12 protein-coding genes are annotated in these 12,508 nt (G+C 34.1%); 4 read left to right on the top strand and 8 right to left on the bottom strand.

The window, feature by feature from the left end:
• Nucleotides 1-431: 431 nt before the first annotated feature.
• Nucleotides 432-2,360 carry a BCCT family transporter gene (locus GLP24_RS11455; RefSeq protein ID WP_268833211.1) on the bottom strand — a complete coding sequence of 643 codons (1,929 nt, stop codon included), beginning with the start codon at nucleotides 2,358-2,360 and terminating at the stop codon, nucleotides 432-434.
• Nucleotides 2,361-2,964: 604 nt separating this feature from the next.
• Here GLP24_RS11455 and GLP24_RS11450 point away from each other — a divergent pair.
• Nucleotides 2,965-3,366 carry an H-NS family histone-like protein gene (locus GLP24_RS11450; protein ID WP_167388525.1) on the top strand — a complete coding sequence of 134 codons (402 nt, stop codon included), beginning with the start codon at nucleotides 2,965-2,967 and terminating at the stop codon, nucleotides 3,364-3,366.
• Between the two features lie 128 nt (nucleotides 3,367-3,494).
• On the opposite strand, the gene GLP24_RS11445 is transcribed toward GLP24_RS11450, so the two are convergent.
• The 3 genes from GLP24_RS11445 to rpoS form a co-directional block, all read right to left on the bottom strand.
• Complete coding sequence (locus tag GLP24_RS11445) at nucleotides 3,495-4,064, bottom strand: hypothetical protein (protein ID WP_101767872.1); 570 nt, start codon at nucleotides 4,062-4,064, stop codon at nucleotides 3,495-3,497.
• Nucleotides 4,065-4,508: 444 nt separating this feature from the next.
• Complete coding sequence (locus GLP24_RS11440; protein ID WP_232576705.1) at nucleotides 4,509-5,021, bottom strand: hypothetical protein; 513 nt, start codon at nucleotides 5,019-5,021, stop codon at nucleotides 4,509-4,511.
• Nucleotides 5,022-5,206: 185 nt separating this feature from the next.
• Nucleotides 5,207-6,061 carry an RNA polymerase sigma factor RpoS gene (gene rpoS, locus GLP24_RS11435; protein ID WP_101767870.1) on the bottom strand — a complete coding sequence of 285 codons (855 nt, stop codon included), beginning with the start codon at nucleotides 6,059-6,061 and terminating at the stop codon, nucleotides 5,207-5,209.
• A 215-nt stretch (nucleotides 6,062-6,276) separates the two neighbouring features.
• Here rpoS and GLP24_RS11430 point away from each other — a divergent pair, with 215 nt between their 5' ends.
• Together GLP24_RS11430 and GLP24_RS11425 are read left to right on the top strand one after the other, a co-directional pair.
• Nucleotides 6,277-6,669 (top strand): hypothetical protein, encoded by a 393-nt coding sequence (locus tag GLP24_RS11430; RefSeq protein WP_232598163.1) that lies wholly within the window; start codon nucleotides 6,277-6,279, stop codon nucleotides 6,667-6,669.
• Nucleotides 6,669-6,821, top strand: coding sequence for a hypothetical protein (locus GLP24_RS11425; protein ID WP_167388517.1), 153 nt, complete (start codon nucleotides 6,669-6,671; stop codon nucleotides 6,819-6,821). The genes GLP24_RS11430 and GLP24_RS11425 overlap by 1 nt, the downstream gene beginning before the upstream one ends.
• A 36-nt stretch (nucleotides 6,822-6,857) precedes the next feature.
• Here GLP24_RS11425 and GLP24_RS11420 read toward each other — a convergent pair whose 3' ends face one another.
• Nucleotides 6,858-7,769 (bottom strand): LysR family transcriptional regulator, encoded by a 912-nt coding sequence (locus GLP24_RS11420; protein WP_232616029.1) that lies wholly within the window; start codon nucleotides 7,767-7,769, stop codon nucleotides 6,858-6,860.
• 173 nt (nucleotides 7,770-7,942) lie between these two features.
• Between GLP24_RS11420 and GLP24_RS11415 the strand changes: the two genes are divergently transcribed.
• Entirely contained in the window at nucleotides 7,943-8,497 is a 555-nt protein-coding gene (locus tag GLP24_RS11415) for a YbhB/YbcL family Raf kinase inhibitor-like protein (RefSeq protein WP_269154990.1), read from the top strand.
• A gap of 631 nt (nucleotides 8,498-9,128) precedes the next feature.
• Here GLP24_RS11415 and cspE read toward each other — a convergent pair.
• The 3 genes from cspE to GLP24_RS11400 form a co-directional block, all read right to left on the bottom strand.
• Nucleotides 9,129-9,341 (bottom strand): transcription antiterminator/RNA stability regulator CspE, encoded by a 213-nt coding sequence (gene cspE / locus GLP24_RS11410; RefSeq protein ID WP_036791338.1) that lies wholly within the window; start codon nucleotides 9,339-9,341, stop codon nucleotides 9,129-9,131.
• A gap of 404 nt (nucleotides 9,342-9,745) precedes the next feature.
• Nucleotides 9,746-11,257 carry a DHA2 family efflux MFS transporter permease subunit gene (locus GLP24_RS11405; protein ID WP_232614634.1) on the bottom strand — a complete coding sequence of 504 codons (1,512 nt, stop codon included), beginning with the start codon at nucleotides 11,255-11,257 and terminating at the stop codon, nucleotides 9,746-9,748.
• The gene (locus GLP24_RS11400) at nucleotides 11,257-12,303 is read right to left on the bottom strand and encodes an HlyD family secretion protein (protein WP_407951502.1); all 1,047 of its coding nucleotides are present in this window, start codon (nucleotides 12,301-12,303) and stop codon (nucleotides 11,257-11,259) included. Before GLP24_RS11400 ends, GLP24_RS11405 begins: the two co-directional genes overlap by 1 nt.
• Nucleotides 12,304-12,508: the final 205 nt, after the last annotated feature.

The following is a 12,508-nucleotide window of genomic DNA, read 5'->3' as shown; positions in this document are numbered from 1 at the left end:
CGAAGATATCCAATAATAATATGACTTTTATAAAGTGTATTAATTTTATATCGAATAGAGACAATATTTGCCATCATTAACCAACTACAGATTAGAGCCAAGATACTGCCATATAGAATAAAAAGACTAAAATCAGAGATCAAGAAAATAAGATTAATTATCAAAAGAGTTTTAGAAAGGAGTGATAATTTAGTGGTTACCGAAGGTGATGCTTTTTTCATAAAATAAAATTTATTGTTATCGAGAGATCTTTAATAATAATCTTATTATCAGCATCCATAACCGCTATTTGGTAAAAACATCTTTTCTAAAAGTTTATTATTTATGATGCATATTGTATTATTTACCGCTTATAACCATAAAAACATCAAACAAAAAAAGGCGATCCGAAGATCACCTTATAATTATTTTCTCACCTTACTTAATGATATTTATGCTTTTTGTTCTTCAAGCTCTGAAATTTCTTCTTTCTGTTTAATAATATCATTAAAGAATATTCGAGCTTCTTGAGCTAATTCTGATGCTTCCAGTTTAGCTTCTTTTGCCACCATTGCTTCTGCGGTTAGACGGTGCAACTCATCAGCTAATTCCTGAGGAACATCACCCATATCTGCACCACTATCACCACGCGCCAATGCTTCTGCTCGAATGGTTTTCTTAATCTTCCAGATTGCATTCAATGCATCACGCTCAGTGTTTGCAGCTTCAATCGCTATATCTTTTAATTGTTCAAACTTCGCTAATGCCATCCCTTCTTTTGACCATGGATCAACATCTGGCAGTTCTTCAATATTAATATTAATCACTGGATCTTCGTAACCATCTTGATGACTTAAATCAAGTGATGCTGCTTTTACAGCTGAAATCATTAGCATGACAGTAATGAATAACAGAGGTAAACCACCCACAATAGCCGCCGTTTGTAGTGTTTCTAATCCACCCATAAACATCAAAACAGAGGGCATAAATGACATTGCAAACGCCCAGAACAAACGGTTCCAACGCATAGGCTCTTCTGTAACATCATTTTGAACAACAGAAGCAAGAATATATGAAATTGAATCAAACGTTGTTGCTGTAAAAATTAAACATAACAGTGTAAATACAGCAATAACAATGGTACTAAACGGCAATTGCTCAAGAATAGAGAAAATTGCTTTAGTTGCGCCTTCTGCATTCAAAATACCAACAACATCAAGCGTTCCTGATAATTGTAGTGATAAACCGTAATTACCTAATACCATGAAGAATAAGAAACACCCCATAGAACCAAAGAAGATAGAGCCAGTCACCATTTGCTTAATTGTACGACCTCGTGAAATACGAGCGATAAATAAGCCCATACTTGGCGCAAAGACTAACCACCATGCCCAATAGAAAATAGTCCAATCTTGTGGGAAGTGAGTATCTTCAAACGTACCATAGCCACCAAAAGGTTCAGCCCATGTTGCCATAACGAAGAAATTAGAAAGCATACGACCTAATGAATCTAAGCCCGTTTCTAGCATGAAAATCGTTGGGCCAGCAATAAGAATAAAAGTCAGTAAACCTAACGCACCCCAGAAGTTAATATTACTCAGTACTTTAATGCCTTTTTCCATACCGGCATAAGCAGAGTAACCAAAAATACAAGTACATAGCAGTAATACTATAATTTGTGTTTGAGTATTTTTAGGCGTACCAAAGAGATAATGAGCCCCTTCTGTAATTAATGGTGCCGCCAGACCGAGTGTTGTAGCACCGCCACCAAGCAAACCAAAAATAAACAACACATCAATAACTTTACCCACCCAACCATGGCTACGTGCTTCACCAATAACGGGCATTAATGCAGCAGATACTTTTAATACAGGTTGTTTACGTACGTAAAAGAAATAAGCAATTGGCACTGCGGGTACAAGATAAATACACCATGCAATAGGTCCCCAATGGAATACACCATAAGTTGCAGCCCAGCGTACCGCTTCTTCACTGCCGGGTTCTAATTGAAACGGTGGACTTTGATAATAATAAGCCCACTCAATAGCACCCCAGTACAAAATACTGGCACCGATACCACCACAAAATAACATCGCAGCCCATGATGCGGTTTTAAATTCAGGCGCTTCATCTGCATCACCTAATTTAATTTGACCGATGTCAGAAAAAACAATGTAGATCATAAAGAAAAAAGCAGCCATACCAAGCGCTAAATATAAAAAACCCAGAGTATCTGTCATAAACGTTTTAGCAACGGCAATCCACTCTGCACCTTCTTTAGGAAATAAAAGAAGCGGAACTACCACCAAAATCAGCATTGTTAAAGCCCCAAAGAATGTGGGCTTATCAATTAATTCGAAATTTTTACGTAATGTATTCAAACGATATCCTTACTGCTATATATCATCCATGAAAAGTTACATATATGATGTTCTTTTAACACTAAAGACACAAACGATAACGGTAATGGTAACGATGAATTTTTTTTATTAATCTTAAATTAATCAATTATTTGCGCAAATAATAATGTATAGATGAATTAACAAGCAAAACAATTACCATACAGTTACAAATAGAAACATATAATCTCAATCATCACTTACTAGAAATAAAGTAATAATAAAATTATATGCTATTTAGCATGTCTCTTAAGCAAGAATATATGCAACATTATCGATAATAGTAGTTAAATCTCTATTTCTAATCATGCTTATATTTGTTTATCCTTTGGTAGCATTGAAGTGACATATATACATAGTCTAAATACTAGACTATGTCGTTATCACGATAACTACTTACATTTTTCTAATTATTTTCATTCTAATAATAGAACTATATCCTCTTTCTTAATTTATACCCTTAATAAAAAATAACTAAAAATAGCAATTAAAAAGAAAAAATGAGATTTAGTTACAACTATGGTAATTATTTTTAGTGTCTTATTATAAAAGTTAAGTACAATAGGCAAAATTCCTTTTATTTAGAATTAATAACATGATTGAAACTCTTTTAAATCTACGCTCTTTAAGAGCTCAAGCGCGTGAAATGTCTATTGAAGATCTACAAGAAGGTCTACAAAAGTTCACCCAAGTCGTTGAAGAACGTCGCGTAGAAGAAGCAGCAGCTAAAGCTGAAAATAAAGAACAAGAAGCAAAACTGCAGAAGTACCGCGATATGCTTGCAGCTGAAGGTATTACACCAGAAGAATTAATCGCATTAATGGGTGATATCCCAAAAGCAAAGAAAAAACGTGCAGTTCGTCCAGCTAAATACAAGTTTGTTGATGAAAATGGCGATGAAAAAACGTGGACAGGCCAAGGCCGTACACCTAAAGCACTACAACAATTATTAGATAATGGCGATGCACTTGTAAGCTTCGAAATCTAATTTACACATAACTTCTTTATATTTAATTAAGTTAATGATGAATAAACGCTCGTTGTCTTAAACAATGAGCGTTTTTTATATCCACAAATAAATAGTAAGTAATAAATAATTACTTTATTTTGATAACTTTACTTATTTTCAGCAGCTTGTTGTTCTGGGGTATCATTGCGAGTTGTAAATAATTTATAACTCATAATAACAATAACTAATGCCTTAATTACCATCATTTGAGGGTTGCCAAAATAACCAACCATACCAACAAAACCAGATAACAACATCAATATGCGGTATTTTTTCAATTCAGTCATATATAATGCAATGACAATCACACCTAAATCGACAAATTGTAATCCAACCGCTAACGTGGGTTCTGCAATAAAAGCATTAATCGCAATATAAACTATATATGATATAGCAATGACCATTACCGCAGCTAACATTTGAATAACTATTTTAGCTGTTTGAGTAAAATCTTTAAAATATCGATATAAATTAATTGCTGTAACCGATAAGTTAAGAATCACTTTCGGCCACCACCCCATCAAAATTGACCATATTGTATCATTTGTTGCAGAAGCAAAAGCAGCATAACGTGTAACTTTCATCGTGTTAAATATAGTAATTAAGATATAAAACACCACTGATGTCCATCCTAATATATCTTTTAATAGATCAATCACAGCAATATCTCTCAACATACCATTAACGATTAATGGTGATTTTAATATTAACTTTTAACGTATATCCATATTTATGGCGGGATAACACTAAAATTACAGTGAATAGTATCATATGATTTTCTATTATTACATCAGGCTATAACACTAATTTAATCTGATTAATTTCTTATTCTATAAAATAAACATCTAAACATTAAATAGCCACAGACTTAATATCTATATTGGTTATTCTAGGTTCAATTAAACGTAAATAACAATAAATACATTTACATTATAATCGTTTACCTGAATCTTTATTTCATAAGGAGATATTTGAATGATTGGAAGTACCTTTCTTAAAAATCGGCATATATTTATAGTATATCTAAAATTCTTCTTCTTACCTCTCCACTAATTTCAAAAAAAACCGCTAATTCATTAGCGGTTTTTTATATAAAATCTTATCATTTCAATTTAAATCAATTAGTTATCTAGAAAGTAATCATTATTAAAACTTGATTGACACATTGTTAACACTGAAGCGGTTACTCTTAGTGCCAGATTAATGGAATCATCCGATTCGTCACAAGAGCGCAATAATGTAATATGGTTATTTAAGCAACTATAACCTTTGTTAACTAAACATGCAGCAATACACGCGTAGTAATAACTTGTTAGATCTTCAACATCTAATTCTTTTAGTGGTGCCAATTGCATCGCATTCGCTATATTACAGCTTAAGTCGATACTATGAATTGCCATATAATAGGTATTAGTCGCAGCCATTCTTACTACTGCGTGATGAATGTCTTTACGTTGATTGATAGTTATATCACCAACAAGATGCTGAATAGTGTGTAACACATGCTTATTCTGAGAAGCCAAAGCAGCAGCATAAACAATATATTGCATTCGATTAGTAGATAATAGTGATTGCCGAGAGATTAATGCATTAAGTAATTCTGAATGTTCACATGCTTCATCGATAATTGGCATAACAATACTCCTAAACTTATGAGTGATAAAAATTTATCACTAAGTACGTAAATTTATAATATGCCTATCAATATAAAGTACAATCTGCAGATATGGAGCATAACTCTGTATTTATGATCAATCTATATATCAAAAATAAGATGACCACAGCCATCTATTTTAGAGTAATAGCTATAATTTTCTTTTTATGCTGATACTGAAAATAACATTTCCATATCACACTGATCATTAGCTAAAGATCGTTTTAATCGAGTCAGATTTTTAATTTGTAATTGGCGAATTCGTTCTCGTGTTAATCCAACAGCATCAGCAACCTCTTGTAATGTCTGAGGTTCATAACCCAACAATCCGAAACGACGACAAATAATTTCACGATCACGATCAGTTAATGTAAATAACATTTTTTTAGTGATAGTTTGCAGATCATTATCCTCTAATACCTTATCTAAATTAGAATTATCATCAGCCACAAAATACGATAGCGAATTATTATCGTCTTCATTCAATGTTTGATCAAATGATAAAACATGCTGGTTATTTGTCATTAAAAAGGAAACTTCACTCACATCACGCTTTAGATAATCTGCAATTTCTTCTTGTGACGGCTCATTATTATTCTTAGTCATTAAATCACGATGAGCGCGTAAAATAGTATTCACTTCTTTTGATACGTGTACTGGCAATCGAATGGTACGACTTTGATTATGAATAGCACGTTCAATAGTTTGTTTAATCCACCACGATGCATAAGTAGAAAAACGAAAACCCTTTTCTGGATCAAATTTTTCAACAGCTGTAATTAAACCAATATTTCCTTCATCAATTAAATCACTCAATAACAAGGTAGAAGCGCGATATTTTTTTGCCAAGCTAACAACAAGACGTAAATTAGATTCAATAAGAACACGTTTAGCCGCTGCATCGCCTAATAAAGACTTTCGACTATATAGAATCTCATCTGCTTTTGTTAATAAAGGCTTAAACGATATATCATTTAAATAAAGACGAACAACATCATTTTCAAATATTACTTCCTTCATACATCATCCTTGAATATCATTTGTTAACCATAGGTTACATGATAAAGCCATTGTTATCACTTCCGCAACAAAATATTATAGGAAAAACAACCTTTAACAGATAATAATCTACATAGCACGAAGATTAACCTTAATAGTGATTTTTTATGCATGCCATATATGCCTAAGGTATACTGTTTACTATCTTAAACACAAAGAATTAAAAGTAGATCTCAATGCGTTCCTTTCTAAAGAATACAATTTTAGTCGCTCTTACTGTCGGCGCTCTATTTTCAACTACAGCTAATGCAAGCAATTCTATCGTTGTTCAATCATGTGCTAGTAATCAAAATTATGATGAGCAAGGTCTTATCCATTGTTTACAACAGGCAACAAAAAATGCCAAAAATCAAGTCTATAACCTTACTAATCAAGGTGATATTTATAATAGAAAAATCAATAAACAATGTAACAGTGAAAAAAAAGCAATTAATAAAGGAATAATTATCAGCAGTGATCATGCAAAATTAGCAAGATGTTATGCCAATGCATGGTCAACAGCACGTGATACTCTTCTTGGTGAAAAATACACCGTCAAATTAACAACTAACGTTTATAAGGATAAGTAATGAGACAATTATCTGATTATCAACAACAAATTCAGTCATTAATTTGTAATAACGAATATTCATTGACACAAGCCATCTCAATATTAAGAGCATTACTTGAAGATATTGAGAACAATGATGCAATTACAGATACAGCCATGCATATTGAGTGACTTAACATTCATACATTTAACCGCCGTTAGAATAAATTAAACATCAACGGCTATAATATCATCATCAATATATGACTCAATTTCTTGGTAAAGAAGTTGAGTTGCAGGATCTTGCATTTTTTCATAATTACTGACGAGATAATAACTCGGAATTTTATCTTGTATAATATTCATATCGATAGCTTCTATAAGAACGCCCTGCTCTAAATACGACTCAATAAAAATACGATTTACAAATGCAATCCCAATTCCCTGTATTGCCGCTTCAATCGCGTGCATTGAATTCTGAAAATAGATCTTACTTTGATGAGAATACGGTTTCATATTATTATTGGCTAAAATCAAATCCCATTGAATTAATCTATTTGTAGTCTCGATCAAAGTACTTGTCGCTAATAATTCTGCTGACAAATGCGTTAAGGGCTTATCAATATAACCAGGCGCACAAACAGCTATCATTTGTTCCTTAAATAATAATCGACAATATTTTTCATTAGGTTTATCAATACTATAACGAATTGAAATATCTATATTTTCTTTATTTAAATCTAACATCTCAATCGTATCAACAAAAACAACAGAGATATCATTTTCACTTAAATAAGTATAATTAATACGCGGCAATAACCACTTATTTAATAATGTAGGTGGTATCGATACCGTTATTTTCTGCATTTTTGTAATAAAATCAATATCCGTTGTCGCTTGATCTAAATCTTTCAAGATCAAAGCAATACGATTGAAATAACGTATCCCTGCATTAGTTAGTTTTATTCCTCGATGTTGACGAATAAATAATTTTTGACCAATAAAAGCTTCAAGTGTCTGAATTTGATGGCTCACAGCGCCCGGCGTTACAAATAGTTCTTCAGCTGCTAATTTAAAGCTTTGTAACCTTGCAGAAGCTTCAAAATAAATAATACCTTTTAAGGGTGGAAATGATCTCACATTTTATCCTTGAGTGATTTTTTCTCAACTATTGATGCAGTTCTATTGATTTGAGCTATTGTAACTAATAACACATTATACGTATAAGATTTTTCACTCTAACGTTTAATGATTATTAGATAACGATAGAACATGAGAATAACGTCAGTTTTAACTAATCCATAGGTACTATCATGAAAATTAAAACACTTGCTGTGGCGATGCTTTTTACTTTACCCTCTTTTATGTCACAAGCGGCCATGACATTAACTAGTCAAAATATTACAAATGATCAAACATTAAGTAATCAACAACTATTTAATCAATGGGGTTGTACTGGTGAAAATGAATCGCCACAATTAAGTTGGACGGATATTCCTGCCGGAACGAAAAGCTTCGCCGTAACAATGTATGATCCAGATGCGCCAACAGGAAGTGGTTGGTGGCACTGGAGTGTAATTAATATTCCTGCAGATGTACATTCATTAGCAGAAGGTGCTGGTACCGTTGGTGGTAAAGCATTACCGAAAGGTGCAAGTATGGTTACTAATGACTTTGGCTTTAAAGGTTTCGGTGGCGCATGCCCACCGCCAAAGGCAAAACCACATAACTACCAAATTACTGTCTATGCACTAAATACAGCAAATATCAAGCTACCAGAAAATGCATCTCCTGCATTAGCGGGTTATAACATCCTAGCCCACGTTATTGGTAAAGCTCGCCTTGTCGCGCCAACAAATGCACGATAATAACAATTAATGTATTGAAGCCACTTTACTGATAGTGGCTTTTAACCATCGACTTCTTAGAAATATCTCTCTACTCCCGCCTAATTATAAGTAATTTATACTTCATTATCGCCAAATACCGACTATCATTCTGTTTGTTTATTCAATGTAAAATATGGCTATCATTCACATACAGAATGACATACCATTAAAAAACACATTGCACTCACAAAGGAATAACATGCAATCTTGGAAGGAACTTCATCTAACAAATCAAACAATAACGGGTATGTCACTATCAATTAATGTCGTTTATCCACCAGAATTTGAATGTAATATACTCGATGAAATACAATCTTTAAAAACAACTTATCATTGCCCACAGATATTTAAGAGAGCTGTTATTAGTATAATTTGTGCTTATGATGGTCGCTTAGTTAGTTTTACTCAAAGTAACAACTAATTTTATGATTTGATTATAATTAAAATGTTATTTCAGATAGGTAAAAGTATTTCGATCGAAAACAGTGCAGGAAATGATACATTAGCAGAAGAAATTAACGCGGTGATTAAATACAAACCCAGATACTACAAAAGCGTAAATAACAATGTTATTTACGCTTTTATCAAATTTTATAGATTAACTATAAAATTATAGAGCTACAACGTTTGCAGCTTGAAGACCTTTTTGGCCTTGCTCTACTTCAAAAGACACTTTCTGGCCTTCAGCAAGAGTTTTGAAGCCTTCAGAAGCGATTGCACGGAAGTGAACGAATACGTCAGCGCCGCCATTGTCTTGAGTAATAAAACCAAAACCTTTCTCTTCGTTAAACCACTTTACTAGACCAGTTGATTTGTTAGACATGATGTGTCCCTTATATAAATTCTTTAAAATTATCGCAAAATGCGATGCACTGCAGCTCAAATTATTTAATATGATGATGAAAAGCGAAGGGAAACACTAGCTTACACAACAATAACGAAGATGCTTCTAAGGGTTTTTCTTTAACTTAATTATCAATCAACAACTCTAGCTACAGAGTGAGAGCATATTGTCATTAAACAGTGTCTTTGTAAAGTTTTTTATAGGCCACAATTTACAACTGTCTAAAAAAAAAGCATACATATCAATAACCATACGTTGACCTTCTTATAAACAATAACAATGCCAGTAAAATAAGTTAAGTCTAATATGTCATTAAATTATAGTTAGTAAAAAAGACAGAAGATCTGTCTTTTTTACTAACAAATAAAGGGATCAGGATAGAATCATGAACGTACACTAACCGCCGTTTTCTTAAATCGATACAATGCTAACAATGGTAGTAATGCAACATAGGAAAACATCAAAAAACCGAACGTATATACAAATGCTAATAATGTCGATTGTTGATGTAATAACGCACTAACTTGAGCGATAAAATTAGGATCCGTCACCGTCGTATGATGTTGCATAGCCTGTTGCTGTAAGATTGGATTAGTTGCAGTAATATCTGCACCTAACGCATGCCACTCACGTTGTTGCGTACGACTAAAATACGTATTTACAATTGAGATACCAAATGAACTACCAATGGTTCTACAGAGATTATACATCACTGCACCACCGACGGCGTATTTTGCATCTAAGGTACGATATGCCATTTGACTTAGTGGTGCAAAAACCAATCCCATTCCCATTCCCTGAATGATTGACGGTACAAGTACCCAATATAAATTAATATTCATTGAGTACTCCATCATCAAATAGGTACCTAGAATACTAAAACAAAGTCCTACCGCCACCAGCATTCTTGGATCTAATCGATCCATATATTGTGCCATTACCAACAACACAATCGCAGAAGTTAATCCACGCGGAGCCATCACAAATCCTGTCATCTCTACTGGGTAATGTAATAACTGCTCCAACATCATGGGTTGTAACTGGGTAATTCCAAATAACCCCATTGAAAAACCAGCCATGATCAAACATGACACCGCAAGATTACGGTCTTTTAATAACCACATAGGTGCCACATCCCCTTTTGTACGCCATGAACGCACAATAAAGAAGACCCATGCAATTGCACTAATAATCAATGAAAATAGAATAAAGTTAGATTCAAACCATCCTTCTTCATTACCTCTATCGAGTACCATTTGCAATAAACCGATACCCACAGTCATACCAATAACTAGCGGCCAATCTAATTTTGTTTCGCCTTTACCTTCAGTTTTGACAAATAGGTAAACCAAGGTCAGACACAATGCCCCTACAGGTACGTTAACATAGAAAATCCAGCGCCAGTCCATATTCTCAGTGATAATACCACCGACTGTTGGACCTAAAATTGGGCCTAATAAAATACCCACACTAAATAATGCCATCGCTTTACCACGCTCATTAGCAGGGTAAATTTGCACCATGGTTGATTGTGCCAGTGGAATAACTGACGCACCAAAGGCTCCTTGCATAATACGAAAAGTAACCATCTCAGCAAGGCTATCTGCTTGACCACATAAAGCAGAAGTAATAATAAAACCAACAACAGAAACGATTAATAATCTACGGACACCAAACTTCAGCGCAAAATAACTCGCAAGGGGTATGAAAATAGCCTCAGCCATTGAGTAAGAAGTAAGTACCCATGTTACCTGTTCAGATGTAACCCCTAATGCCCCCATCATATGCGGCAGCGCAACGTTGGCAATTGTCATATCCAGCAATACCATGATTGCTGACAACATAACGGCTAAGGTGATCCATAACCGATTAGCGGGTGTAACTGACTGACTCATTAGTTAGTCTCTGATTGTGTATCAATAGTAACGTCAGCACTGGCACCAACACGAAGTAATGGCTTATTTTTTAAATCAATAAACTTCACTCGTACAGGGAAACGTTGTGGCACTTTTACCCAGTTACCGGTGGCGTTTTCAGGAGGCAATAACGAGAAAGATGAACCACTCGCAGGAGAAAGTGCTTCAACTTGAGCTTGATAAGTTACATCAGGATACATATCTAAAACCACTGTCGCAGACATGCCTTTTTTTAGTAAACCAATATCTTTTTCTTTATAGTTCGCTTGTAGCCACGCAGTGTTATCTTCAATTAATGGCATCATCGCAAGACCTGGAGATACGACACTTCCAGGGCGAACACTGATCTTACCTAACTCACCATCATAGGGTGCATAAATATTGGTATAAGATAAATTTAACGTTGCTTGACTTAATGCAGCAGCCGCTTGTTTTACCTGTGGAGCTTCATCACCTTTTGCACCTTGTTGATTAATCAATTGCGACATTTTTGCTCGTGCTGCTTCAAGTGACGTTTGAGCGCCCGCTAACTTCGCTTTTACATCATCACCTTGCTGTACTGGTAACAATTTACGTTTCACTAAATCCATCACACGATGATATGTTTTTTGAACATCAACCAAATTTGCATCCGCCGCACGTACATTCGCACTTGCTGCTAAAATTGCATCATCAGTGGCTTTATTTTGTTGTGTTGCCACTTCATAAGCCGCTTTTGCTTGTTCTAATTGAATTTCATAAGACGCAGGATCAATCTTAACTAATAAATCACCTTCAGCAACATGTTGATAGTTATTAACATTAACATTAAGAACCTTGCCACTAATTTGTGGCGCAACATATAGAATATTGGCATGAATATAAGCATCATCAGTACTTGGGTATAATTTTTGATGGTGAATATAAAAATATCCTGCAGTACCTAGACCCGCAGCAATAACAACAAAAACAATTAAATTACGAAGCTTATTTGATTTTTTTTCTGGAATTGACGGTTCTGTTTGAGCCATATTTGTCGTTGTCATTGATTTATCCTATTTAGCTAATCATTAGCTAAATTTGAGTCTAGATGATAGGGAGTATTTTAGCTGAAAATATTTACCTACTCATAACTAATACATATTGATCATAGTAAAACGGTATTATTATGGACATAAGCACAACAATTAAAGCGTTGAAATAATAAGCCTGCAAACCAAGGCTTTCAAGCATAAGAAAATGTGATAGAGC

The organism is Photobacterium carnosum, from assembly GCF_021236965.1.
In the GTDB taxonomy this organism is placed as follows: Bacteria; Pseudomonadota; Gammaproteobacteria; order Enterobacterales; family Vibrionaceae; genus Photobacterium; species Photobacterium carnosum.
Note: the sequence above shows the minus strand (reverse complement) of the source record. Positions and strands in the feature narration are given on the sequence as shown.